Origin of the sequence: Calothrix sp. NIES-2098 (assembly GCF_963875125.1) — a bacterium.
Taxonomy (GTDB): Bacteria; Cyanobacteriota; Cyanobacteriia; order Cyanobacteriales; family Nostocaceae; genus Aulosira.
The window spans coordinates 132,282-158,488 of the sequence record NZ_CAWNKJ010000001.1; the positions used below are offsets into that span (position 1 = coordinate 132,282).

General features: G+C 42.2%; 23 protein-coding genes. 12 read left to right on the forward strand and 11 right to left on the reverse strand.

From position 1 onward, the window contains the following. Positions 1 to 2 precede the first annotated feature (2 nt). A complete protein-coding gene (locus AACU33_RS00500; RefSeq protein WP_096586547.1) occupies positions 3 to 620 on the reverse strand; it encodes a hypothetical protein in 618 nt (205 codons plus the stop codon). A 96-nt stretch (positions 621 to 716) separates the two neighbouring features. On the opposite strand from AACU33_RS00500, the gene AACU33_RS00505 reads away from it, so the two are divergent. Continuing rightward, positions 717 to 1,772, forward strand: a complete 1,056-nt coding sequence (locus AACU33_RS00505; RefSeq protein ID WP_339376484.1) for a thiamine phosphate synthase — start codon at positions 717 to 719, stop codon at positions 1,770 to 1,772. A 106-nt stretch (positions 1,773 to 1,878) separates the two neighbouring features. Continuing rightward, the gene (gene thiS, locus AACU33_RS00510; protein ID WP_096586549.1) at positions 1,879 to 2,091 is read left to right on the forward strand and encodes a sulfur carrier protein ThiS; all 213 of its coding nucleotides are present in this window, start codon (positions 1,879 to 1,881) and stop codon (positions 2,089 to 2,091) included. Positions 2,092 to 2,171: 80 nt separating this feature from the next. Here the strand turns inward: thiS and AACU33_RS00515 are convergent, their stop codons facing one another. Further along, a complete protein-coding gene (locus tag AACU33_RS00515) occupies positions 2,172 to 3,365 on the reverse strand; it encodes a glycosyltransferase family 4 protein (RefSeq protein WP_096586550.1) in 1,194 nt (397 codons plus the stop codon). A gap of 1,029 nt (positions 3,366 to 4,394) precedes the next feature. Between AACU33_RS00515 and AACU33_RS00520 the strand changes: the two genes are divergently transcribed. After that, positions 4,395 to 5,408, forward strand: a complete 1,014-nt coding sequence (locus AACU33_RS00520) for an IS701 family transposase (RefSeq protein WP_096586464.1) — start codon at positions 4,395 to 4,397, stop codon at positions 5,406 to 5,408. 780 nt (positions 5,409 to 6,188) lie between these two features. Then, the gene (locus tag AACU33_RS00525; RefSeq protein WP_096586551.1) at positions 6,189 to 7,169 is read left to right on the forward strand and encodes a DUF1517 domain-containing protein; all 981 of its coding nucleotides are present in this window, start codon (positions 6,189 to 6,191) and stop codon (positions 7,167 to 7,169) included. 130 nt (positions 7,170 to 7,299) lie between these two features. Here the strand turns inward: AACU33_RS00525 and AACU33_RS00530 are convergent, their stop codons facing one another. Continuing rightward, complete coding sequence (locus AACU33_RS00530; RefSeq protein WP_339375674.1) at positions 7,300 to 7,476, reverse strand: hypothetical protein; 177 nt, start codon at positions 7,474 to 7,476, stop codon at positions 7,300 to 7,302. A 392-nt stretch (positions 7,477 to 7,868) separates the two neighbouring features. On the opposite strand from AACU33_RS00530, the gene AACU33_RS00535 reads away from it, so the two are divergent. Then, on the forward strand, positions 7,869 to 8,063 hold the full coding sequence (locus tag AACU33_RS00535) for a hypothetical protein (protein WP_339375675.1): 195 nt from the start codon (positions 7,869 to 7,871) through the stop codon (positions 8,061 to 8,063). Between the two features lie 2 nt (positions 8,064 to 8,065). On the opposite strand, the gene AACU33_RS00540 is transcribed toward AACU33_RS00535, so the two are convergent. After that, a complete protein-coding gene (locus tag AACU33_RS00540) occupies positions 8,066 to 8,800 on the reverse strand; it encodes a peptidylprolyl isomerase (protein ID WP_096586552.1) in 735 nt (244 codons plus the stop codon). Positions 8,801 to 8,891: 91 nt separating this feature from the next. Beyond that, positions 8,892 to 10,313, reverse strand: a complete 1,422-nt coding sequence (locus tag AACU33_RS00545) for an MFS transporter (protein ID WP_096586553.1) — start codon at positions 10,311 to 10,313, stop codon at positions 8,892 to 8,894. 71 nt (positions 10,314 to 10,384) lie between these two features. Between AACU33_RS00545 and AACU33_RS00550 the strand changes: the two genes are divergently transcribed. Continuing rightward, positions 10,385 to 10,903 (forward strand): phosphoribosyltransferase, encoded by a 519-nt coding sequence (locus AACU33_RS00550; RefSeq protein ID WP_096586554.1) that lies wholly within the window; start codon positions 10,385 to 10,387, stop codon positions 10,901 to 10,903. Positions 10,904 to 10,930: 27 nt separating this feature from the next. Here the strand turns inward: AACU33_RS00550 and AACU33_RS00555 are convergent, their stop codons facing one another. Together AACU33_RS00555 and AACU33_RS00560 are read right to left on the reverse strand one after the other, a co-directional pair. Further along, positions 10,931 to 11,695: a Uma2 family endonuclease gene (locus AACU33_RS00555; RefSeq protein WP_096586555.1), complete on the reverse strand. Its 765-nt coding sequence runs from the start codon at positions 11,693 to 11,695 to the stop codon at positions 10,931 to 10,933. 107 nt (positions 11,696 to 11,802) lie between these two features. Then, positions 11,803 to 12,720, reverse strand: a complete 918-nt coding sequence (locus AACU33_RS00560) for an AEC family transporter (protein ID WP_096595072.1) — start codon at positions 12,718 to 12,720, stop codon at positions 11,803 to 11,805. 100 nt (positions 12,721 to 12,820) lie between these two features. On the opposite strand from AACU33_RS00560, the gene AACU33_RS00565 reads away from it, so the two are divergent. Beyond that, entirely contained in the window at positions 12,821 to 13,642 is an 822-nt protein-coding gene (locus AACU33_RS00565) for a D-alanyl-D-alanine carboxypeptidase family protein (protein WP_096586556.1), read from the forward strand. 631 nt (positions 13,643 to 14,273) lie between these two features. Here AACU33_RS00565 and AACU33_RS00570 read toward each other — a convergent pair. Together AACU33_RS00570 and shc are read right to left on the reverse strand one after the other, a co-directional pair. Next, positions 14,274 to 14,666, reverse strand: coding sequence for a carboxymuconolactone decarboxylase family protein (locus tag AACU33_RS00570; RefSeq protein WP_096586557.1), 393 nt, complete (start codon positions 14,664 to 14,666; stop codon positions 14,274 to 14,276). A gap of 234 nt (positions 14,667 to 14,900) precedes the next feature. After that, positions 14,901 to 16,817: a squalene--hopene cyclase gene (gene shc / locus AACU33_RS00575; protein ID WP_096586558.1), complete on the reverse strand. Its 1,917-nt coding sequence runs from the start codon at positions 16,815 to 16,817 to the stop codon at positions 14,901 to 14,903. A gap of 100 nt (positions 16,818 to 16,917) precedes the next feature. On the opposite strand from shc, the gene AACU33_RS00580 reads away from it, so the two are divergent. Together AACU33_RS00580 and AACU33_RS00585 are read left to right on the forward strand one after the other, a co-directional pair. Beyond that, positions 16,918 to 18,114 carry a glycosyltransferase gene (locus AACU33_RS00580; protein WP_096586559.1) on the forward strand — a complete coding sequence of 399 codons (1,197 nt, stop codon included), beginning with the start codon at positions 16,918 to 16,920 and terminating at the stop codon, positions 18,112 to 18,114. A gap of 185 nt (positions 18,115 to 18,299) precedes the next feature. Further along, positions 18,300 to 19,388: a hypothetical protein gene (locus tag AACU33_RS00585; protein WP_096586560.1), complete on the forward strand. Its 1,089-nt coding sequence runs from the start codon at positions 18,300 to 18,302 to the stop codon at positions 19,386 to 19,388. A gap of 10 nt (positions 19,389 to 19,398) precedes the next feature. On the opposite strand, the gene AACU33_RS00590 is transcribed toward AACU33_RS00585, so the two are convergent. Both AACU33_RS00590 and AACU33_RS00595 read right to left on the reverse strand, forming a co-directional pair. Then, a complete protein-coding gene (locus tag AACU33_RS00590) occupies positions 19,399 to 20,091 on the reverse strand; it encodes a 5'-methylthioadenosine/S-adenosylhomocysteine nucleosidase family protein (protein ID WP_096586561.1) in 693 nt (230 codons plus the stop codon). A 253-nt stretch (positions 20,092 to 20,344) separates the two neighbouring features. After that, entirely contained in the window at positions 20,345 to 21,187 is an 843-nt protein-coding gene (locus AACU33_RS00595) for a ferritin-like domain-containing protein (protein WP_096586562.1), read from the reverse strand. Between the two features lie 152 nt (positions 21,188 to 21,339). Between AACU33_RS00595 and AACU33_RS00600 the strand changes: the two genes are divergently transcribed. The 3 genes from AACU33_RS00600 to hpnH all read left to right on the forward strand — a co-directional run bounded on the left by AACU33_RS00600 (position 21,340) and on the right by hpnH (position 26,165). Continuing rightward, the gene (locus AACU33_RS00600) at positions 21,340 to 24,054 is read left to right on the forward strand and encodes an efflux RND transporter permease subunit (RefSeq protein ID WP_096586563.1); all 2,715 of its coding nucleotides are present in this window, start codon (positions 21,340 to 21,342) and stop codon (positions 24,052 to 24,054) included. After that, the gene (gene hpnA, locus AACU33_RS00605; RefSeq protein ID WP_096586564.1) at positions 24,054 to 25,079 is read left to right on the forward strand and encodes a hopanoid-associated sugar epimerase; all 1,026 of its coding nucleotides are present in this window, start codon (positions 24,054 to 24,056) and stop codon (positions 25,077 to 25,079) included. The genes AACU33_RS00600 and hpnA overlap by 1 nt, the downstream gene beginning before the upstream one ends. 69 nt (positions 25,080 to 25,148) lie before the next feature. Beyond that, on the forward strand, positions 25,149 to 26,165 hold the full coding sequence (hpnH, locus tag AACU33_RS00610) for an adenosyl-hopene transferase HpnH (RefSeq protein WP_096586565.1): 1,017 nt from the start codon (positions 25,149 to 25,151) through the stop codon (positions 26,163 to 26,165). Positions 26,166 to 26,207 lie beyond the last annotated feature (42 nt).

A 26,207-nucleotide genomic window follows, 5' to 3' on the forward strand; every position in this document is an offset into this window, starting at 1 on the left:
ATTCACATATCTTTCAACTTGCATTTATTGTCAAAATTTAAGTAATGTTTAATAATATGCTCTACACTATTACCACAGCTATTAGCGAGTAACTTTAAGTCAACTCCACGCTCGGCTTGAATGCTAATAAAACTGTGCCGAGGAGAATAGGGTTTTAAATATTCTAATTTTTTTGATGCTAATTTCTTGACCAAACCAGGATAGTTAGGTGATGGTAAACAATAAAATTTTTTGTAGGTAGTTTTTTGGATCTGCTTTGTTTGCAATTTCCAATCAACAAACTCATGCCATAATTGTCCTAATTTAGGTGGTTGTGGAGGATTGCTGAACTGGTTAATTGTGGTGAGTGGCTTGATTTCTAGATATTTAGCTAGTGTTGGATCGAATAAGCTACCATCTGTGCGATCGATATCAGCTTGTATCTGTGCTGCTATTTGATTTGCCCATTGCAGATTTTCTGGGGTGTCTCTTCTCCCCGGTTCTTTGTAAGCTTGTCGCTTGCTGTAGAACTTCTGGCTAATGCGAGTGCTGAACTGTAGCCTTAATTTACCTTTATCTGAACCGACACGTATATCTGCTAATTTGATAGAATCCTTGCTACTCTTATGTTTTGAGTACATAGTAAATTTCTAGTAAAAATAGCAATTTTATAAATGACGATTACTAGAGTAGTTGATTTTCCGTCTTTTGATGAAAGCAGGAATGGGGTTGTTGTAATGGTCGATCCATACAGCCAAACGCAGCAGATGCAGCAAGTTGTCTACCGCATTTTAGATGCTAATTTAGATCGCGCTCGTGAAGGTTTGCGCACTATCGAAGAATGGTGTCGCTTTGGGTTAAATAATTCTCAGTTGACTGGGGAATGCAAACGTCTGCGACAAGAGGTAGCTAACTGGCATACAGCAGAACTAAGAGCAGCACGAGATACACCAGGGGACACAGGTACAGATCTAACGCATCCTCAAGAGGAGCAACGCACTAGCATCAAAGCCGTGTTGCAAGCTAACTTTTGTCGCGTGCAAGAAGCAATGCGGGTGCTGGAAGAATACGGTAAGCTGCATCACGCGGAGATGGGGAAAGCATTTAAGCAGATGCGGTATCAAGTATATACTCTAGAAAGCAATTTATTAGGTTATCAGCGCCATCAATTGCTGTGGCGATCGCGTCTGTATCTAGTTACCTCACCCTCAGAAAATTTGTTGACAACTGTGGAAGCTGCACTCAAAGGCGGATTGACTTTGTTACAATACCGTGACAAAACTGCTGATGATACTATTCGGCTAGAACAAGCTAAAAAACTGCGACAGCTATGCCATCTCTACGGCGCTCTTTTCATTATTAACGATCGCATAGATTTGGCTTTGGCAACAGATGCAGATGGCGTACATCTAGGACAGCAAGATCTGCCCATCGACATCGCCAGACAACTACTCGGTTCCCATCGCCTCATTGGTCGCTCTACCACCAATTTAGAAGAAATGCAAGCAGCAATAGCGGAAGGTGCTGATTATATTGGTGTAGGGCCAGTTTATGAAACCCCAACAAAGGCAGGTAAGCCAGCAGCAGGCTTAGAATATGTCAGCTATGCTGCTAAAAATTGCCCTATTCCCTGGTTTGCAATTGGCGGCATAGATGCAAATAATATCAATGACGTGATTGATGCAGGTGCAGAACGTGTAGCCGTGGTGCGATCGCTCATGCAAGCAGAACAACCCACATTAGTGGCACAATATTTGCTTTCACAATTGCATCGCATTAAACCAGAAGCTTAAACAATCAAAATTTAAATTAAAAATCCTTAAAGTTCTGAGTAGTTACTTTTGCTACTCAGAATTTTCTTGAAATTCCCAATTTTTTCTAATGCATTTGTGACAATTTATGTCTAACCAGATTACACTTCAGGTAAATGGAGAAAGCCATAGCTGTTCATCCCAAACTCCTTTACCAGAATTACTCCAACAACTTGGTTTTAATCCCCGCTTAGTAGCAGTAGAGTATAATGGCGAGATTTTACACCGCCAATTTTGGACAGAAACAAAAGTGCAACAAGGCGATCGCTTAGAAGTTGTCACTATTGTTGGTGGTGGGTGAATCAATCTATTGAGTCATGGGACATGGGGCATTGGGCATTGGTTATTTCTCCCCACACTTCCCACACTCCCCACACTCCCTCATTCAGCCTTATATAACGAACGATGAAATGTCTTCCTCTGGGCTAATTCTTTACCTTTGCGACCGAGTTGTTCGCGTAGGGGTTGGTCTTTACACAAGCGATTGAAAGCTTGAAAGACTTCATAACCCGAATTTGGGTTAACGAGTATGCCGTTTTCTTCGTGGTGAATTGCATCGATGACACCGCCTAAACGAGAAGCAATCACAGGTTTACCAAAGTAACTCGCTTCTAGGTAAACGATGCCAAAACCCTCGATACTGCTAGCTTTTTTATCGAAGAGATTCAGCATAGCAAATATATCACAGGCTGCATAATAACTAGCTAATTCGCGATCGGGTACATCTCCGGCAAAGTGTACCCTGCGATCGACTCGCAAGCGTTGTGCTAAAGATTTCAGTTCCGCTTCACAAGGGCCTTGCCCGCACATTATGTAGTGAACATCCACCCCAACAGTTAGTAGTAGGGGTAAATTATCAATTACACGGTTAAAGCTTTTGTGCTTAACTAGCTTTCCCACCGAGAGAATCACTACTGCTGTATCGGGAATATTGTATGTCTGGCGCACGTTTGCACGTAACTCAGCTAAATTACCTTGACTGGTGACTTGGCTAAATTTCTCAGCCCTAACCATTGGGTTAATAACGTGGGTAGGGGTATCCAATCTTAACTTAGCTCTGAGATAATCTTGTGTATAGGAACTGTTACAGACAATCCCTTCAGCTCGTTTAAGTGTTAATTTAAATAGCGATCGCCATATCGGATTGCGTAACCCACAAAGAATATCATTACCGTGAAGATAGATAAAAAAACGAATAGGGAGGAAATAGCTCAGGAGTAAAAGTGATGGAAACTCGTAGCCATGACCCCATTCAATATAGCGATAGTGATAGCGAAAATATAGTTTAATTGCTAGAACAAATGAATAAATCAGATTGAAGCAAGGATTGAGAAAACTCCAATCCCTAGTAATTGGCCAGCGATATATCGGAAATTTTTGATCGCGATCGAATACTTTATCGCCTGAGCAAGCAGCAGCAAGAACAATTACCCTTTCTGGATCTTGCAGACAACGATTATATATATACTCACTAATTACAGCTTCTTTTGGTAGAAAGCTGCGAGATATAACTAGAATATCTGGATAGGCAGTTTTGTCTCTAACATTTGTCGCCAGTTGTGAAATATGTTCCATAATTAAGTTTTCTAACTATATTGCGAATAATTTTTAAGTTCTCATACTCTTAACTAAGGCAAAGAAATTAGTGCCAATTTACTGCTGTCCTGGCACTGTAATTTTTGTGAATTTAAGACTTCGATCGAGATAAATTGGGTGTCAACTAAAGGACGCAGTACGATGTATGATTTATTAACGCCAATCACATCTTACTCTCATCAATTATACGAAAGCAGTTAAGTGACTTGGCTACTCAGGGAAATCGCGGTTACGGTAAATTCCCTTGATGGTGATGCGTAGTGCGGGCAGCTTGCCCCAGAGCGACCTACACTATAGATGTTACACGCGCATTCCTTTCCGTAATTACCATGAGGAATGTGCTTTATCTGTATCTAATTTTCTACTGTTTTATCACATTCGCCAATGGCTACCGTGTAAAAAGCTGAAATCGACATCATTGTTTACTTTCAGTATTTATATCAGGTATGGCAAGCAAATTTGTAAAAATAGTTATCACTTGATGATACATAGGCTGTAGAACCATAATTCTCAATCCTTGTTTCAGCGATAGGAGTATACAAATTTCAGCAGTATTTGAAAACAGTAGCCGGAAATATTTTCTGTTTAACGTTGTATTGTTATTTTTTTAATTTAAATTCCTCACCACATAATATTTGTCTACCTGATTAACAAGCATTAAACTTTGGTACTGCCAGCTAAATCAATTGCTCATAGACTATTGTGGTAATTGCTAAATTTAGTTTCTATCAATAGGCTATCCTGAAAACTACTCAAATTTATGCCAAAATGCCAAAAAGTCGTTCGTTACTATAAAGAAAGTTCTCCATTAGTTAAGTCGATGGTGTAAATATCTCAGGACTTACGCAACTGGCACAATGCGATCGTTAGTTCATAGTACATAGGTATTAATTAAATCTGATTTTGAAAGCTTTGCCTTCGTAATAGAAGTCGCTGTCTTGGAAGTACTATCGAAATATTCGTGAGAAAATAGGTAGAGGTTATATTAGATAAATTTCGCTAAGGGTAATGAGATTTACTAAGCTTAATTACTGCCAATATTTATTAAGTAGTCAAATTAATTATACAATTACCAATTTGGCAGAGCATTTAGAGAGTATTAGTCATGACGCAATTAACTATTATTTGAAAACCGAAAAATTAACACCTCGTTTACTATGGGATAACGTGAAAGAGGTCGTTGAGTCTGATGAAAATGGTTACATCATATTTGATGATAGCGTTTTAGATAAAAAGTATTCTGAAGAAATAGAAATAGTCAGAAGACAATATAGTGGTAATGAGCATGGTGTCCTGAAAGGCATTGGTGTAGTTAGCTGCGTGTATGTCAACCCTACACTTCAAAGATTTTGGGTCATAGATTATCGAATTTTTAATCCTGATGTCGATGGGAAAACCAAGATAGACCATGTGAAAGATATGCTCCAAAACCTTGTGTATCATAAGCTTTTACCATTTGATACTGTTTTGATGGATACATGGTATGCGGTACACAGTTTAATGCTATATATTGATAGCTTAGACAAAATTTATTATTGCCCTTTAAAAAATAATCGTTTAGTTGATGATACATTTGGTCAAGAAAAATATAAACGGATTGAATTATTAGAATGGAACCAAGAAGAATTAGACTGTGGTAAAATCATAAAAATTAAAGGATTCCCAGCTAATAAAAAAGTGAAACTATTCCGGGTTACTGTTTCTACCAACAGAACGGATTATGTCGCCACTAACGATTTATCTCAAAGTTCCACGGATGTTGTACAACAGGTGTGTAAAATTCGTTGGAAAATAGAGGAGTTTCACAGGGAAATTAAACAACTAACTGGCATTGAATCTTGCCAGTGTCGGAAAGCTAGACTCCAAAGAAATCATATTGCTTGTGCAATGTTGGTTTGGGTTAGGTTAAAGAATTTAGCCTATAGAACTGGCAAAACTATCTATCAAATCAAGCATAACTTGCTTTCTAATTATTTAATTCAGCAACTGAAGCGCCCAAGTATTTTTATGTGCTTGGTTTGATTTATATTGTCGCGTGTCAGGGCTTTGCCCTGCCTGCTATTTGTGCCAATTGCGTAAGTCCTATATCTATAGCTTATTTGGGATGGATAAATGAGAAAGTTTTATCCCTTGCTCATAGAAAACATTAGATAGTTTTGTTAAAAATGTCCTGCATCATAATTTACAGGCTTGCAGTTAAAAAAACTCTCCAAGTAATTATGGTAGATAACTGAACTGCAAAAGTAAACCACCATTACTTGCTTGGTAAGTCAATTTAAGTAATCAATTATGAAAATTACTGTAATTAAGATTACGAATTTGAAAAATTCCAGTTTATTAACATAGAATTCTTAAATGGTAAGTATAATAGAGTCTCTAAAAAAAATCTGAGAGCAATGTTGCTGAATGAGGGATGCTTGCTGCATCTGTGCAGAAAACGTAAAACATTGTTTTGGTTATAGTTTCAAAGATAAGTCCGTCTCTAGACAGAAGATGAGGACTGCTGTCACCCCTGTGAGGAAGAGTCAGCAGGGTAATGATTAATTGATCCCAAAATTAGCCCAATCCAGAAAAGATTTAAGGTACGGTTATCTACTCAAGAAATCCTCCCTAAGCTTGCTGCTTAGGCAAGATAAGACACGGTACATTAAATATGTAGCCGACAAACAAGAATGTTACAGAGAGCTACTGCCAATCACAAACTCGCTTGCTTGCTACGGGCTGGCGTTACTGACCAAGCATAACTCTCCTAGGATCATTGGGAGAAATCATCACCAATACCGTTTTTCAAGCGACTGTATTATGCGTAAAAAACTACAACTAGCGATCAAACCGCTGTTAAAAACTGTCTTTATCCTCAGCCTGGTGTTAGCTTTGGCACTTGGTCACGCTGATGGAGCATTAGCCGCCCGTAGTGGTGGTAGAATCGGCGGTGGTTCTTTTAGAGTGCCTTCTAGTCGCACTTACACGCCTCGCACCTACGCACCTCCTGGTGGGGGAGGATATTATGCTCCTTACCCTGGTGGTGGTTTTGGATTTCCTTTCCTGATTCCTTTTTGGGGAATTGGTGGAGGATTTGGCGGGTTGTTTACCATCTTAATTTTTATTGCGATCGCTAATTTCTTAGTTCAAAGTTTCCGCCGCGCCAGCAGTGGCGATACCGCAACAGAAGTAGGCTACAGCAGCAATCCTGCTGTATCTGTAACTCGTTTGCAAGTAGGTTTATTAGCTCAGGCGCGTGGTTTGCAAACCGAACTCGATCGCATTGCTGAAACTGCTGATACTAATTCCCCAGAAGGGAGAGCAGAAATTCTTCAAGAAACAAGCCTAGCATTGCTCCGCCATCCAGAGTACTGGGTATATGTTGGTGGCGGTACACAACAAGCTAAGTTGAATTCTGCTGAGGCTCAATTTAATCGTCTCTCACTTGCAGAACGCAGCAAATTTAGCGAAGAAACTCTATCTAACGTTAACAACCAACTTAGAGCCGCACTGGCGAAAGAAGCTTTACCTGGTAGTATCAATCCAGAAAATCCCACCGACTTAATTACTTCTGGCCCTGGGGAATATATTATTGTCACCTTGCTAGTAGCGACTCTCGGCAAGTATGCAATACCCGAAATTAACAGTGCTGATGATTTGCGTCAAGCCTTGCGTCAAATTGGTGGCATTCCTAGCGAGCAAATTCTAGCAATAGAGGTGCTTTGGACTCCTCAAGCTGAAGGTGATACTCTCACTTCTGATGATTTGTTAGCTGAGTATCCCGATTTGAAGCTTGTTTAATTACATCTAACTGCTACGGCATCATAAAAACCGCTTGCTGTTAAGCAAGCGGTTTTGTGTTTCGCTATAATCATGTTTAGTATAGTTCTTCTTTTGTCATATTCCAGGGTAGCAAATGGGGAATCAAGAGTCAATCATAATAAAGGCAGAAATTGTTCTCTATCTGTTGTGCGATCGCATTTATGCAAAAAATATTTTGCAAATAAGCAGGTGATAGCAACTTCAGAGTTCCTTGAAGTAACATCAGGGTTTCCATTTCATTGTTTCGCGTACCCGGAATTAACTTCAGGGTTCCTTGAATGAACATCAGGGTTCCCGTTTCCGTGTTTCGCGCAGATTGAAATACATCTCGACAATAATTGATGAAGATCTTATGATTAGTTACTAGCTTGATGTTTGGCGAATCAAAGCGGGGGCAAAAACCCTAGAGGATATGCCAAAATCGCCAGAACCTTGACAAAGCAATAATTATAGCGTTTCAGAGATTTGGGAAGATGTAAAATAATTGCAATAAGGTGGGCTGAAAATGACCATAATTTTCGATCTGTCAAATGTCTTCCCAGGAAGCTTGCTATTGTTAAGTTTCAGAACCCAGCTGTTTCAAACAACTATTACCCCGCAAGGGGATTGAAACGCCGCTGAGTAGATAAAACACTTCGCTTGCTCCATGTTTCAAACAACTATTACCCCGCAAGGGGATTGAAACGTCGTAATAAACGCCACGCACCCATAAACGCGATCGCAGTTTCAAACAACTATTACCCCGCAAGGGGATTGAGAGATGTAAGTAACCCAGCGAAAATCAACCAAACTATGTTACCAAAAGTAACGACGCTGGCAACCCTTACCAGTGACAACCCTAGCCAATTAACTTTAATTACCCGACCTATTTAATGTTAATGCGCGTTTGAATTGTGCAGCCAAGCTTGAAACAGAGATTCTAAAATACTGTCCCTCGCTGAGTTACTCAATTCAGGATGTAACCACTTTTCAACTCTGAGAATGTAATAACCAAGTTTGGTAGGAATTGGCCCTATTACTTGTCCTGCTACTGCATCGGTGATAGCTTGGGCAATTTCTGGCATCAATTCTACTAGCAAACGCACGCCAACAAAATCGCTATTTTCTGGAGATGGTTGACCTTGAGAATACTCTACGGCTAGGGCGGCAAAAGAAGCATTTTCTTTTTGAATTAAATGAACAATTTTTAAGGCATCAGATAAGTCAGTTACTAAAATCTGAGATAGTATAACTCGTCGATAGCGATCGCAGTTATCCATGTAATCAGCATCGACTTCCATACCAAACAGATATTCCTTCAGCTTTTTGGTAAGGAGTTCAATTTTGATTCCCAAAGACCAATCTTCTACAGAGATGCGCTGCTGAGATAGCCAATTGAGGGTTTCTGATGCTTCCAAAAGCTGGTGTTCTATCCGAAATGCATCTCCGGCTGCTTGTAATTCTTCGTTGGTAACTGTAATTTGAAACTGCTTGCAAGCCCGTAAAATTACACTATCTCTTTCTGCTAAAGCAGCAATCTCAGCAATTTTGCCAACGCGACGCAGGTAAGCCAAAATTTCTGTATCCGTTGCTGGAGAAATTGATGAAGGTTTGGTTAGGCTTTCTAGCATTACTTTGTCCTTTGTAATTAATAGTAATTCGTATAGGAGAAACAACGGGCGAGTTTTCCCCGCCCTACAGGAAATTTTGTGATTTCAAAAATTACTCAATCTGTTCTCGCCGTTGTTTGAGTTTCAACATGATTTCGGCGTGCATTTCACGAGTAATTGGATAAAAATACGTTAAAACTAAACCCGCAATCAAACAAATTGTCGGTAAAGGCCCAACTGCAAGACGAATAGCCTGTAATGCTGACTCAGGTTGTGTGGGTAGTCCAGTTTGTCCAACTACAGCTTCTTTAAAACCGTATGCTTGCAAAGCATTTCCGACTAAAAATAAACCAAAAGCTAAACCAAATTTTTGCAACAATACCATAAAGCCATAAAAAACTCCTTCGCGGCGTTGTCCTGTTTGGAGTTCATCTAATTCAATCACATCTGGAATCATTGACCAGGGAACTAGATAAGCTGTAGAAACGCCAAAACCTGCCATAACTGCCATTACATACATTAAAACTAGTTGTCCAGGTTGTAAGTAATAGAGTCCGGCGGCGGCGATTATCCATAGACTCATTCCTAAGAAATAAACAACTTTCTTGCCAACTTTTTTACTTAAATTACTCCAGAAAAAAAGCATCAATAAAGCTGTTCCTTGGACTGCAATCATGACTGTAGGAACATCGGCTTCTTGCAGGCGCATACAGTAAACAACAAAATAAGGAATAATGCTAGCTGTAATTTGTACGCCCAACCAAGAACAAAGATATATACCAATAACAAACAGAAAAGGTCGGTTGCTAAATACGATTTTTATTTGTTCAATGAAAGGAAGCGATGCAGGTTCTTCTATTTGAATGCGTTTAGCCTCAAATGCCAAAATGCGATCGCGCGTACCGTAAACGCACCAATATAAGGCTGCTACCGAAATTACGGTACAGAGTGCGGCTAATACTATATATTGTTGCTGGCGATCGCTAATGAAGGAAAAAACAAGTTTGGAAAAAATTAACGATAGAATACTACCACCGATGGAAAAGGTAAAGCGAAAACTGTTGAGGCTGGTACGTTCGTCATAATCTTGGGTGAGTTCTGGTGTCATTGCCGTATAAGGCAAATTGACAACAGTGTAAAACACCTGAGATATCATCCCAATGACTACGTAATACCAAAACAAACCCCACGCACTCAAGGGCGGTACAATCCACTGCAAGAAAAAGAAAATTCCGAAGGGAATTGCCCCATATAATAGCCAAGGCAAACGACGACCCCAACGCCGCGATTTCGTTTTATCAGTTAAAAACCCGACAAACGGATCGTTGACTGCATCCCAAATTTTCCCAACCATCAAAATACTGCCAGCCAAACCCGCCGGAATCCCAGCGACATTTGTAAAGAAAACTAACAGAAAAAATATCGAAATATTGGCAGTAATCGCCGGGCCTAAATCCCCTGCACCATAGGCTAGTTTGGTTTGAAACGGCAGTTTTTCGCTTTTAGCAGAACCATCAGCGGCAGAATCATTCATAATATCTTGCGCTCGTATTAAAATAGAGAGTTTGCATTTGCCTTCAGTATTAGCTAAAAATTACTTCCCTTATGCCAGACCTTTACGTTTCTTGGTCAGATTATCACCAAAAAATTGAACAACTGGCTGCTCAGATTTATCAATCGGGTTGGGAGTTCAACCAGATTGTCTGTCTTGCCAGAGGCGGACTGCGAGTAGGAGATATTCTCTCCCGTATATATAAGCAACCGCTGGCAATTTTGGCAACATCATCATACAGTGGCCCGGGCAAGCAAGAAAGAGGTTCCTTAACCTTTTCTCGCCATATAACCATGACCACCGAAACTTTAGGTTCGCGGATTCTATTAGTTGATGACCTTGTAGACTCAGGAGTTACGCTCAAAGAGACTATCCCTTGGTTACAGCAAAATCCTGAGTTTGCGATCGCTGAAATTCGTACTGCTGTACTTTGGTATAAAGCTTGCTCGGTTATCGAACCCGATTATTATGTTGACTACCTATCTGACAATCCCTGGATTCACCAACCCTTTGAACCCTATGAATACATGAACCCTGCTGAACTCGCAGCAAAAGTCAGCCAACCTTGTTAATCGGGCGATCGAGAGTTTTCTGTATATTTATAATAAATTCTCTGGATTTTCTCCTAATTCTCGCAAACGAGCAGCCAAACGTTCTGCCCGTTGGCGTTCGACTTCTGCTTGTTGGGATGCAACTTCTGCCCTTTGGCGTTCTGCTTCTTCTGGTAAGAAAATTAAACTTCCTTCGCGGTCATAAAATCTTAGCCAAGGCGCAGTTTCTCGGTCTATGGTTCCTTGCCAAATTCCCAACCAAAATCCTAAAGTTTCGCACCACAACCAACCTTGGTCATTAGCAACTAACGGCTGATAGCGAAAATTGGCATCCAAGCGCCATCCTTGCAAGGAGTTAGAGTCAAAGGGGTCAAAAACGAAATAGTCTCTAGTTCTAAAAACTCCTTCGTAGAGATTTTTTTTCTCGCCTATATCCACATTTTTTGTTGAAGGCGACATCAATTCGACAATTACATCAGGATAACGGCCGTTTTCATCCCATACAACCCAACCTTGCCGAGAACCAGTTCCTTCAACATTGAGAACAACAAAAAAATCCGGCCCTTTAAAATCCCGATTTCGCGCCTGTGTACGACTGTAGTAAACAAACATATTACCGCCAACAAAGTAATCATTGCGGTCTGACCAAGCTTGTTGCAACGACCGGATTAAAACATTCATCCCAATGCGGTGGCGGTTACTTTCCAAAGGTTCTCCGTCATCAAATATTAAATCTGTGGGTGGTGGGGTAGGTTCCCACTCTGGTACAGTAGGTGCTGGCAAACTCTGATTTTCAGTAATGTTTGTTGACATGGCATAACTTGATATATTTACGCGATATTTGTCATTTAAACTCCTTTGTCTAAATCCTAGTCTTTAGGGACTTCCATAAAATAAATTATCCAATTTACTCAGATTTGTTAAAACAACCATAGCCAAATTGGTAATGTAATAAGTAATACTATTACCCCCGCAGCCAAGGCGGTTACAGCCAAGTCGCGATCGAGATTGAAGGTTTCCGCAATTACAAGGGTGGCAAACGCTGGTGGCATTGCCATTTGTAGTACAATCACCTGTGCGGCTGAACCAGTTACACCAAAAAGTGATAAAGTACTGCCGATCGCTAAGGGAACTAGTAGCATTTTTATTGCCAAGCTCATACCTACTTGTGGTAAGCTTCTCCATGACTTTAACTGCGACAGTCTCATCCCAATTAATACTAGGGATAAAGCAACGGCAATCCAGGCCAATTTATCCAAACAAAATTCAACTATATTAGGGATTTCCACCTGTCGAAACAGTAAGCCAAAACCAAAACTCCATAGGGCAGGATTAATAAAGATTGCCTGAGTTATTTGCCAATAATTGCTGGTTTTACGCCCGAAATTGGCTGCTAATGCCACTCCTAAGCCGTAAGCGCCGAAGAGTGTACCTAATAAATCATAGAATAAGGCCCAAGCAAAGTATTTTTGTCCTACCATTGCTAGGATGATGGGAAAGCCCAAATAACCGGTATTACCTACCATTGCTGCTAAAAGCAAACTACCCTGAGTTGGTTTTTGGGGCATGGTATTTGTCAAATAGGCTTGCCCTTGAATTGCCAACCAAGCCAATAATGCCCCTAGGAAAATGGCGAGGTAAGCGATCGCAGGTGCAATCCAAATGTGCCCAGAAAGGTCAGCTTGGCGTACAAAAGCTATGATGCTGATCGGCCCTCCCACGTAGAAAAGAAACTGACCTAAACGGGAGGGAACTGTGCTTGGTAGCTTACGTCCCAGAATGAATCCTAATAGGACTAATCCTACTAACTTGACATATAGTTCTAAAAGATTGGTCAAGATCGCACCCAAAAATATAGAACTAAAATGCTACCGCTTGCGTTTATTTTTTTCCAGTCTACAATCTGTTATGGCTATTGAAAAAAGCAGGAGTGTATTCTTGAATAAGGCTGGGTTTTCTGGAGAACCGCAACACTCATCCGCTGCTTCTGGTGATGATATTCCAGCAGCTTTACGCGATACTCCCGACGCAAAATCTAAAGTGCGCGTGCAACCTCTAGTTTTGCTGATTGGTGGAGTATTCGCATTTGTCCTGCTTGCTGTCAGTAGTGGCTTTGTCTTTTTTATAATTTCACCTAAAAAAACTGCTACTTCTCAACCTTCACCAACTGTATCCCCAACACAAACATCAACTTCGGATAGTTCTGCAACCAATAATAGCGATACTGTATTGGGACATTTAGCCTATGCAGAAGCGCCAGAATCAGAACTAGCTGTAGTTTCTCGCAGAAGTGGGATTAGAATGCGAAAAGCTGCTGCTGAAAAATTTCAAGAGATGGTAAAAGCAGCACGCAGAGACGGTGTAATTATAGTGCCAATTTCTGGCTTTCGTTCGGTGAAAGAACAAGAGCAGTTATTTTTTAATGTAGGTGCGCAGCGAAATCAAACTCCAGCGCAAAGAGCAGCGTTGAGTGCGCCTCCCGGTCATAGCGAACATCATACAGGCTATGCGGTAGATGTAGGTGATGGAGCAGTACCAGCAACGAATCTCCAAGCTAACTTTGAAAATACCAAGGCTTCTCAGTGGTTACAAGCAAATGCTGCTCGTTTTAGTTTTGAGATGTCCTTTCCCAAAGATAACGCTCAAGGTGTCAGTTATGAACCTTGGCACTGGCGTTTTGTAGGCGATCGCGATAGCCTGGAAACTTTCTATAAAGCCAAAAATTTAAAACCTACTCCCCTACCCCAATCAACGCCCTAATAATGTTGCTAGGGAATTTAAAAAATATTTTGGTAAATATATTGCCAACTTAATTATCAAAATAAATACAGAGTAAAATATGCTTTTTACTCTGTGTCTACCTATGTATCTGCACCCTTAATATTTTTGATGCCCTTTGCTTTATATCTAATAATTTATCTTTAATTATTAAAACTCTCATCTATCTTACGGCTGGTTTAAAAATATGTGAGCTTTCATTAAGATTCTATCTTTTTGTAGTGGTTGAAACTGAGTAATAATCCCCAATATTTAGAGAAAGATTTGACACAAGTTAAACTTTTGACCAGGTAGAATTTAATACAATCTCAGATAAAATTTATACTTTTTAAAGTAGTAAAAGTGTTATATTTTTATCAGAAAAAATCGCAAAATTATTGTAATGTTCAAGGTAAGTACGTTACCAAATAATGGTTTGCAGTTTAATATTATTTATATTCAGATACAAGTTGAAAACTTTAAATAGTATAAAATACTTAGGAGCGATCGCACTCCTAACTCAGCAATTGTGACAAGAGAAAACTAACAATTGGCAACACAGAATAAATTTTCACTCTCTAGCTAGGTACATTTAAACAAAACGGGAACAGGTAACGTTCCCGTTGTTCAACTCCTAGGTCTTAAATTGTTCATCCACAGGAATTTTATAACCATCGGCAAGGCGATTAGTTGTGTTCGCAGTAGCAACGATCGCCAAGAGTTCGCCAAACATAGTATCGCTCATCCCCTTAGCACGTGCTGATGCCGTGTGTGAGGCAATACAGTAATCACAGCCATTCGTTACACTCACGGCGATGTAAATAAGTTCGCGCATTAGCGGATCGATCTCGCCAGGACTAGTCATCACTTCCTTGACTGCTTGCCAAGTGCGTTGCAGAGTCGGCGGATGGTTGGCGATCGCTTTCCAAAAATTGTTGATATAGTCAGTCTGGCGCGTGGCGCGGATGTCGTCATATACCGCGCGGACTTCATCGCTAGCTTGTTCGTATTCGATGAGATTTGTCATTTGTCATTTGTCATTTGTCATTTGTTCTTCTCTCCCCTTCGGGTGACGCTCCTTCTCCCAAGGGGAGACGCTTCGCGAACGTCGCTCTAAGCGAAGCTATGCCGAAGGCTTTACGCTACGCTAACGCCAGTCGCCTGCGGAGGAGCCACTGCGTTGGGCGGGTTCCCCGACTTGTAGCAAGTGGCGTTGGAAACCCTCCCGCAGCGCTGGTCTCACCTCATCCCCCCACACTCCCTATCTAGCGCCTAAAACTGAGCGATAGCGACCGAGAGCGATTAAGGGGAAATACTGTTGATAGAGGTGATATTTCAGATAGAAATGGCAGGGAAAGCCTGTACCTGTAAAGTACGCCTCGAACCAAGTACCATCTGACTTTTGGGTTGCTAAAAGGTAGCTAATTCCTTTTTCAATGGCATCACGAGCAAATTTGCCTGTGGCTTCACCTGCGGCGATTAGGCCAATTAAAGCCCAAGCTGTTTGGGAGGCTGTACTATTTCCTTGCCCTTTAAGGCTAGGATCGTTATATGTGAAGCAAGTTTCACCCCAACCACCGTCAGAATTTTGGCAGCTAACTAGCCAAGCTGCTCCCCGTTCGATACTCTTTTGCTGAGTTTGCGGCGCAACTAAGGCTAAAGCTGAGAGAACGCCACTAGTACCATAAATATAATTTACTCCCCAACGACCAAACCAACAGCCTTCGGGTTCTTGTTCGCCCAGAAGATAAGCGATCGCTCTCTCAAAGTTATGGTTATCTATTGAGAGGTTACAAGCACCAAGCATTTCTAATACCCTGGCTGTGACATCTGCTGTATTTGGGTCAATCATGGCTTTCAGATCGCCATAGGGCACGGAATTAAGCCAATCTTGGTCGTTATCTAGGTCAAAGGCTGCCCAACCGCCTGGTTTACACTGCATGGTCGCAATCCAGTTTAAAGCGCGGGCGATCGCAGCTTGCTTTAATTTTTCATTAGGGAGTTTCGCTTGATGTAGCGCCATGACTACAACAGCAGAATCGTCTACATCTGGGTAAAAGCGATTGTCAAATTCAAATGCCCAAGCACCGGGTTTTCCTTGGTGATTTTTAACATTCCAATCACCATAATCGAGTATTTGCTTGTCGATTAACCATTCTCCCGCCTGTACTACAGCCGGATGATCGGGCGCAATGCCAGAATCTATTAAGGCACGAATTCCCCAGGCTGTATCCCAAACTGGTGAAACACATGGCTGAACGCAGTAGCTATCTTCAGTTTCAATCGCAAAGTTATCGACTGCTTTTAATCCCCGTTCCACAATCGGGTCGGCTGGGTCGTAACCCAGACAGCGCAAAGCTAACAGGGAATTCAGCATCGCCGGAATAATTCCACCCCAGTCGCCTGTAGCTTCTTGCCGTTCTAATATCCATTTTTCAGCCGCTTTAATACCTTCTTCGCGGAAAGGAACTAAATTTAAGCTTTCTGCTAACTTAAAACCTTGGTCGAGGGTGATAAATAAATCTGTCCAATTGCCACTCCGAGGTAATTCCCATTGAACGCGATCGCGTCCTTCCGCATACAGTTCGTCTAACGTAATCGCTGGATCAATCTGAAAAATCGGTTTACTGTTACAGACAATCAACAGCGGTACAGTACTCGATCTCGCCCAACTCGACATTTCATAGATGTTGAAGGGAAAAGCATTGGGCAAAAGCATAATCCAGGGCGGTAGCGAGGGGATACCGCGCCAGTCGTAGCATCCAATTAGGGCTAGGTGTAATTTAGTAAAGATACGAGTTTTACTAATACCGCCGCGTTCGAGAATAAAAGCTTTGGCTTTGAGCATCGCTGGATCGGTTGCTGGTACGCCTAGGAGTTTCAAAGCCATGTACGCTTCCACCGAGGTACTCAGTTCTCCCCCATCCCCATAGAACAGTTCCCAACCTCCATGCTGGCGTTGTTGATTGCGCAGGTAGGTTTCAACTTTGTGTAGCGGTCTGGTGCTATCTGTTCCCCAAATTTTATGCAGGAGGACAGCTTCAGCAGTAATAGTGACATTAGATTCTAACTCTGCCCACCAGTAACCCGCCGGATTTTGAATTGATAGCAGATAATTTTGGCTGGCTGCGATCGCCGCTGCGACTTGATTGACTGTTACCCTGTCTTGAGTTTGCATCAGATACTATTTCACCTCAACACCACAACGGTGAAAAATATTTTCCCATAATCAGCAGACATAGTATTCTGTCTGAGACACTGAGAATGGGCAACAGGTCATGGTGGCATTTGTATTAGTACTCACAGTTTTATCTTTATTGATTTGGATAGGATTACTGAGTTTTCGCGGGCAGTTTTGGCGATCTGACCAGAAATTAGAAGCAAAAGAAATACCCTTAACATCTTTGCCGAGAATTTGTGTAGTAATTCCGGCGCGTAACGAAGCCGATATGCTGCCAATCACCTTGCGATCGCTTTTATTACAAGACTATCCTGGTGATTTTAACGTTGTTTTGATAGACGATCGCAGCACCGACGGTACAGCCGATTTTGCCCAAGGAGTTGCTTGCGCTTTAAATAAACCCGAAAAATTGCATATTATCTCCGGCAAATCTTTACCTCCCGGTTGGAGTGGTAAACTCTGGGCTGTTGAACAAGGTATTCAAATAGCTACTGAGTTTACACCTGATTATTTTTTACTTACAGATGCAGATATTGAACATGACTTGAGCAGTATTCGCCGACTAGTAGCAAAAGCTGAACAAGAAGATTTAGACCTAGTTTCGGTGATGGTACGACTCAGATGCGAAACTTTTTGGGAAAAACTTTTGATTCCGGCTTTTGTGTTTTTCTTTCAAAAACTCTATCCTTTTCGCTGGGTTAATCATGCCAAAAACCCTACCGCCGCCGCTGCTGGTGGATCTATTTTAATTCGCAAACCAGCCCTTGAGCGTATTGGTGGCATTGCAGCAATTCGCCAAGCTTTAATTGATGATTGCGCCTTAGCCAAAGCTGTCAAGTTAGGCGCAAATGGCAGAGGAAACATTTGGCTGGGATTAAGTACTTTAACTCGGAGTTTACGTCCTTATACCACCCTAGACACAGTATGGGATATGGTGGCGCGTACTGCTTACACCCAACTAAATTATTCGCCGTTGCTATTAGTTGGCACAGTCGTAGCAATGACTGTAATTTATTTAATTCCACCTGTAGCTACTATCTTAGGCAGTTTAACGGGCAATTGGGCGATGTCTGGCGACAAGACGCCTTGCGTCTACGCGCTTGTCGGTTTATCAGCTTGGTTGTTAATGACCTTAGCTTACTTTCCCACTATCCGCTTTTATAAATGTCCTGCTTGGCTAGCTTTTTGTTTACCTGCGATCGCTTTTCTTTATACATTAATGACCATAGATTCAGCTATCCGTCATTGGCAAGGACGCGGTGGTGCTTGGAAAGGGCGAGTTTACCCAGGATAGATCGCGGCTCGTAGTTGCGCTTTAGCGCTAAAGCAAACAAGTGATGATTATTTGCACCGACTTACTTATTGGCGTGGTTTAGTAATCAATCTTCAGAGTGGACAATTAGCCTTGAAATCGCTTATTACAGATGCATTCGGCTAAATCCTTTGTATCAAAATTAGCAAAAGCTCTGGAGATTGATAGTGAAAACTACTCAGGAAGATGTCCCAATTAAATCGCGTCTGAGAGCGTTAGATGTTACAAAGGGATTCGTGATGATCGCGATGGCTACTCGCCATTGCGCTTTTTTCTTTTCTGCTAATTTACTGCAAATACCATTCAATGTATTTGACCCCTATGTATTTTCTACATTCTTGCTATGTTTTGGTATTGGCAATGGACTGTCACGCCGTGCCAAAAAACCGACAGTATTAGGTAAACTCTTATTTGTGTATTTGATTGGTGGATTACCAAGCGCAGTTGTTACTTACCTTTTAAAGCATAAAGAGGCGAGTATCAGCATGGTTCCCACTATAGCCACTGACCAACTGATTAATGCAATCACGCTACAAAATCGACTTACTTACGCTGACTTCCTTGTACCTTTCATCGTAGCTTTTGCCTTTTTTTTAGGACTGCAATCTTTATTCCAAAAATTTAATCGCCTCACGTTAGCTACAGCCCTAGGAATTTCCTCAATTTTCTATATTTCTGGCTATGTTTTGACTCAAATAGCTCCCAACTCATTTTTCAAAGATTTTTACAGTCAAGGATTTCGCTGTCTGCAAAGTATACCAATATTTATTACAGGTATTTGTTTAGGTCTATTCCTGCGCGAAAAAGGTAAAATGCCAGTTTTGAAGCCGCAGATATGGGCATTGATTACTCTAACCTTTTTCGGTCTCATCGTGGTTGCGGATTGGCAGTTTCAACACCAGATGTACAATGGTAGATTGTGGAAAAAAAGCGGAGAATTAAGTTATTTGCTGATTAGTACTACCGTTTCCATTCTCTTGTTATTTGTCGTTGAAGGAATTATTAAATCGGGTTTTTTAGAAAAGCAGCTTTCTCTCCTCATAGATTTCTTAGAAAAGATCGGCGAGAGAACAATGCGATGTTTGTGGATACAGTTTTTGCTATTTCCCATAGCAGGTTATCTTGTTTCTCTTAATTTCGTTCATCCAGTTAACTTCATACTCAGCCTAGCTGTAATTGGTCTTATGTGCTGGCTAACAGTGGACGATCGGCTATATAAAATATTATCTAGTAGGTTAGAAAATAAAAAAAATTGAATTGCACTTATTAACTAGAAAATAATAACGCGGTGACTTCTTCCAATGTTTTCAATGCTTGTAAGGAACCTCTAATTAAACGGGTAGCAGCAATAGGCTGTCGAAGTAATGTTAATGCTAAGGGTAAAGGCTTCAAGGAACCATCAGGACTGATTGCTGATGTTATGTCGGGGATATCATGCTGACAATCATCGCTGACTACACGCAACATTGCTACTGATACTCCCATCACACTGAAAAACTCTAAAGCAGCAAATCCTTCCATATCTACAACATCAGTCCCAGACATTGCCGCAAGCTGGCGTTTTTCTGCTGCGGAACAAACTACGCGATCGCTTGTTAGTCCCTTCACCAAATTTGGTGCTAAGTTTTGAGTATTCAGTGCTGAGTATAACTGTGCTGTAAAAGTGCTATTGCACTCACGCATATTCCCCTGATAAACACAGTTTTCATACAACACGATTTTTCCCACAGGGTAGCTGGGGGATAAACTACCACACAAACCCATCACCAGCACTCTCGCCTGTGGTTGATTCAGCAACCGCCCATCTTGTTGCAATTTGTGCAGATATGCGCCTAGAGCTTTTACACCCACAGGAATAGGAATTACAGTTGTATTTAAGCTAGCGACACGGCTTAAGCCACGACACACAGCTTTGTACTCTGCGCCTTGGGGTACAAGAATTAGTTGGTCATTGGTCATTGGTCATTTGTTATTGGTCAAGCTCAAACTTTCAGGTTCAAACTTTCAGGTTCAAAGGCTCATTAATAGAGCAAAAAGCCTCCTTAATGGAGTTATTACCCTCATTAATGGAGCAAAAAGCCTCATTCACGGAGCTATTAACCTCGTTCACGGAGCAAAAAGCCTCATAAGTTTACAACGCAGTTTCTCCCTTGTCCCATTTCTCCCCACACTCCCCACACTCCCCACACTCCTCACCTTCCCCACACTCCCTCTATACAGTTTGAGGCTCGCGCCTGCGAGGTATCAATTGGAGAGTGCGTAACGCAATACTAGCAAGCTTGGGCATTAATTCTGGATTGAGCAGTCGGGAATCATACTTACTCATCCGATGATGATTTTCTTGAATACAGACGGCGAGAAACTTTTCTAATGTCAAGTCGTCGGTGAAAGTGCTAGCGCCAGTAGCAGTAAAACCAGTACCACTGGGATCGGCATCGCCAAAGGCGGTAATTAAATTACTCAGTGCTTTGCCGTAATACCAAAGAGTTCTAACGATCCGCAGAGGTAAAAGTCCTTGACCGCGATTAATTTGGATGTAGGTAAACCAATTGACAAAAAATACAATATGCCGTGCTTCTTCGTCCAAAATTGGATCGAAGATTGTGAAGAGTGGTTCAGGAAATACTTTAGCGTCACGGGCAATACCAAATAGCCCAAAGGCAAAGAAGGAATCTAAGCATTCTTCAAAACCAAAGGTTGTGAAGGCTGGCTCAATCTTTGGTGGTAGTTCTACAGGACGGCGTTCCGGCATTTCGATGCCATAGCGATCAATGAGTGTTTTGATAAGACGGGCGTGGCGCGATTCTTCTCTACCTTGGAGAGCGATTGCTTCATGTAACAGGGGATCTGTCACAGTGGTTGCATAACTACTCACCATTGCGCCAGCTTCCCGTTCGATATCGAAAGCTTTCTCCCAAAAGGGAATAGCCCGCAATCGAGCTAGATCGGCATCATTCAAATCCGGCCAGGGTAGATGCTCCGGCTCATATTCTAAGTGGCTATCTAAAAAGCTGCGGCAGAATAATTCCTTGTGTTCAATAGAGCCAACTTTCATTACTCAAGTTCCATGTTGTAGAAAAAATTGAGTCATACCAAGGACAGAACATTCAGCAATTTTGCTGATTGGGGAGTACCCGAACTCGCAAACTTCAAGTGATTACTGTAGCATGACTAATAATTGTGTCACCCGCACGATGATTTTCCAAGATGGTCAAGCCTAATAGCTCAAAATCCGCACGAGAACGCTTCAATATTTCTAGATTGGCGATTGAATTTTCGTGGCTGACGGTAGGTTTTTGGATTGCCGTGACGGTAGCTGGGCTTTTGGCTTTCAGTTCCCTCAAGTATGCTTTGTTTCCAGATATCACCTTTCCTGTGGTGGTGGTAAATGCTACTGCTCCCATAGAATCAGCTCTGGATACAGAGACCAAACTCACCCAACCAATAGAACAGCGTTTGAAATCCCTGGAAGGAATTGAGGATGTTCGCTCATCTACTTATCCGGGGCAAAGTGCTGTGAGTTTGTCTTTCGTCGTTGGGACAAACCTTGAAAATTCGACTCGCCAAGTCGAGACTGCGCTCAAGAAGTTGACTCTAACTCAGGGAGCAAATTATAAAATTATTCCCCTAAACCTCAATGAGTCATCTGCCATTAGTTATGCACTTGAGAGTCCAGGTGTTAATCTCACCGATTTAACGAAGTTGGCAAAAGACAAAATTGTGCCAGCGATCGCTAAACTACCAGGAGTGCTAAAAGTAGTGCTGTTGGGTGCGCCTAGTACTTCTCCTCCGCAGCTAGCAGCTAATACAGCTGCTTTACCGGAAGGCGGGGCTACCTTAGTGCGCTTTAACGGTCAAGATGCTTTGGCATTTCAGGTAATCAAAAAAGGCACAGCCAATACTTTAGAAGTGGTGAGCCGAGTTGAGAAAGAAGTTGGCAAGCTGCGGTCTACTCTCAAAGACGTCAAACTTACCTTAGCCGCCACTCAGGCTGAGTATATCCGCAACGCCACCCATTCCACAATCGATGCTTTGATTGAAGCAGTTGTGTTATCGGTAATTGTCATCTTTCCCTTTTTGTGGAATTGGCAAGCTACCTTAATTTCCGCCTTGGCGATTCCCACATCTTTGTTGGCAACATTTATCGTCATGGCATTTTTCGGCTTCAATCTGGAAACGATTACCCTGTTAGCCTTGGCTTTGGTAATTGGTAGTATTGTCGATGACGCGATCGTCGATGTAGAAAACATCATGCGTCACGTTGAAGATGGTGCAACACCCCGCCAAGCTGCTCTTTCTGCTACCAATGAAATTGGCCTGACTGTCACCGCCGCAACTTTTACAGCAGTCGCGGTTTTTCTACCAATTGGGCTGATGGGTGGAGTAATAGGTCAGTTTTTCAAACCCTTCGGGATTACAGTTTCCGCCGCTATGCTAGCTTCTTTGCTAGTAGCCAGAACTTTGTCGCCAGTACTTTCTATTTACTGGCTCAAACCCCCATCATCCCGTTCTCGTCGTCGCGAATCTAAGCTATGGATTAGTTTTGCCCAAAGTTATCGAGATTTGCTGTCTTGGTCTTTGGATCACAAGCGCATAGTCATGAGTTTAGCTTTACTCAGCTTAATTACGGGTATCGCCATCATTCCCATGATTCCCAAGGGATTTATTCCCAAACTCGATCGCGGCGAATTTAATATTACCTACACTGCGCCTCTGCTGAGTTTACCTGAGCATTTGAAGGCAGCACAGGCACAGGCACAAGCAGGACAAGGGGGACAAGGGGAAACAGCTAATTCACAAATTGCCAACGCCCAATCCCAACTGCCAATTTCTAACCCTTTAGACGATTCTCTACAAGTTGCCAAGAAACTGGAAGAGGTCGTCAGAAAATCACCAGCTGTACAAACAGTATTTACTACCGTTGGTTCCCGTGAGGGTGAGCCGAATAAAGGCACAATTTATGTCAAGCTTAAGGAAGACCGCAAAGTCACAACTGCGGAAGTACAAGAGCAATTGCGTAAGTCTTTACCCAATCTCCCGAATGTAACTACCAGTGTGGAAGATATTCAATTTGTGGATACGGGCGGTCAGAAACCCTTACAGTTGGCATTAAGAGGTAATGACCTCAAAGAACTCAGCAAGGCAGCGAAAGCAATTAAAGACCGATTAGTCAAGCTACCGGGTTTTGCTGATGTTACTGTAACAGGCGAAAACAATCAAAACGACCAAATTTTTCAAATCGAGCGACTAAATAATCAGCGTGTAGCCTATATCGGCGCTAACTTAGGCAAAGATATGTCCCTAGGAGATGCTACTGATAAGGTCGTAGCAGAGGCTAAAGCAGTCCTGCCCCCTGGCGTAACTTTAGACCTGGGAGGAGATTCTGCCCGTTTGGGTGAAGTTTTTGGCAGTTTTGGTACTACCTTAGCTCTCTCAGCGTTGTGTATTGTGGTCGTACTGATTTGGCTATTCAAAAGTTGGGTAGACCCAGTAGTGATTGGCGTTTCTTTACCTTTAGCTTTAGTGGGAGCAATGCTGGCGCTGTTAATTACCAAGAGTGACTTCGGTATGATTTCCCTGATTGGCTTCGTGTTTTTGTTGGGTATCACCAATAAAAATGCCATCTTGATTGTGGACTACATCAACCAATTGCGTAACTCTGGGATGGAACGCAAAGACGCTATCCTCAAAGCCGGGCCAGTACGCCTCAGACCAATCATGATGACCACTGCGGCGACAATCTTAGGTATGGTTCCCATCGCCTTAGGTTTGGGTGCGGGTTCGGAATTGCGATCGCCTATGGCTGTAGCGATCGCGGGTGGGTTGGTAACTTCAACTGTCCTGAGTTTAATTGTGGTGCCTGTGGTCTACGCCATCTTAGACGATCGGTTTCCCCGATTCAAAAAGAGGTGGATTCCTTGATGCAAGCCTTTGTCACTGGGGGTACGGGTTTTATTGGTGCCCACTTGGTACGGCTGTTGCTGCAAGAAGGATATGCAGTCAAAGTACTTGTACGCCCTAGCAGCAACCTAGAGAATCTCCAAGGGTTGGAGGTAGAAATTGTCAAGGGAGATTTAAACGATCCGGATCTCTGGCAGCAAATGCTTGGCTGTCAGTACCTATTTCATGTTGCAGCTCATTATTCCCTGTGGCAAACAGACCAAGAGTTACTCTACCGCCATAACGTCCAAGGTACGCGCAATGTCTTAGCAGCAGCCCAAAAAGCTGGGATTGAACGCACTGTATATACAAGCTCCGTAGCTGCAATTGGGGTAGGGGAATCTGGTAAAGTCGTAGATGAGACTCATCAGAGTCCCTTAGAAAAATTGGTTGGTCACTACAAAAAGTCGAAATTTCTGGCAGAACAAGTAGCCATGCAAGCAGCTAGTGCAGGTCAGGAAATAGTTGTGGTCAATCCCAGTAGCCCGATTGGGCCGTTGGATATCAAACCTACGCCAACAGGTGATATTATCCTGCGGTTTTTACGGCGGCAAATGCCATTTTATGTGGATACGGGGCTGAATTTTATTGATGTGCGAGATGTGGCCTGGGGACATTTACTAGCTTTGCAGCGAGGTAAAAAAGGCGATCGCTATATCTTAGGACATCAAAATCTAACTTTGAAGCAACTTTTAGAACAACTTGCCCAAATTACAGGTTTAAAAGCACCGCAACAAGCCGTACCTAGTTGGTTGCCCCTTAGCGTTGCTTGGGTTGATGAGAAAATTCTCGCGCCCTTAGGAAAATCGCCCTCAGTGCCATTAGATGGTGTGCGAATGGCTCAACAACCAATGTACTACAATGCCTCAAAAGCAGTACAAGAGTTGGGCTTACCTCAGTCTTCCCTGACTACAGCACTTCAGGATGCGGTCGATTGGTTTATTAGCAGAGGATATGTCAACCCCTTAGGGGAATTCAAAATTCAAAATTCAAAATTCAAAATTTAAGACCCCACATATTTATCTGGGGGCTGAGATTGTGGTGTATTGCAACGTATCAGAGGAGTGAACAGTTCGATGGCGATTAATTTACAACAAGCTATAGATATCGGGAAATATCTCGTTACTCAGCGCTTGAAAGGGCGCAAACGCTTTCCCTTAGTATTAATGTTAGAACCACTTTTCCGGTGTAATCTAGCTTGTAATGGTTGTGGTAAAATCCAACATCCACCGGAAATACTCAAGCAAAATTTAACCCCAGAACAGTGCTTTGCCGCTGTGGAAGAGTGCGGCGCACCAGTTGTCTCAATTCCTGGGGGAGAACCGTTAATGCATCCCCAAATTGATGAAATTGTCCGGGGATTAGTGGAACGCAAGAAGTATGTTTACTTGTGTACCAATGGTTTGTTGCTAGAAAAAAGCTTGGATAAGTTCCAACCTTCGCCTTACCTAACTTTTAGCGTTCATTTAGATGGAATGCGCGAATTGCACGATAAATGTGTCGATCGCAAAGGCGTTTTTGATATTGCTGTTAAAGCCATTCGTGCTGCTAAAGCTAAAGGTTTTCGGGTGACAACTAACACCACTGTTTTTGATGGCACTGACCCTACAGAAATACAGGAGTTCTTCGACTTCCTGGAAACCCTGAATACTGATGGCATGATGATTTCGCCTGGCTACAGCTACGAGTGGGCACCAGATCGAGATCATTTTCTCAAGCGCGAACAAACACGCGCCTTATTTAGAGAAATTCTTGCCCCCCATAAATCTGGTGAGAAAAACTGGAACTTCAATCACAATCCTCTATTCTTAGACTTCCTCACAGGCGAGAAGGACTACGAATGCACGCCTTGGGGTAGCCCCAGTTACAGCGTTCTCGGCTGGCAAAAACCCTGTTACCTCTTAAATGAAGGTTATTATGCCACCTTCAAGGAATTACTAGAAGACACAGATTGGAGTCAATACGGTCGCGCTAGTGGTAATCCCAAATGTGCCGATTGTATGGTTCACTGTGGTTATGAACCAACAGCAGCAATGGACGCAATGCAACCGCAAAATATCGCACGTTCTCTAGGTACTGTATTTGGTAAGTAATTAATATCCCTAGACTTACACAAATGGGTGGGCATAGCCCAC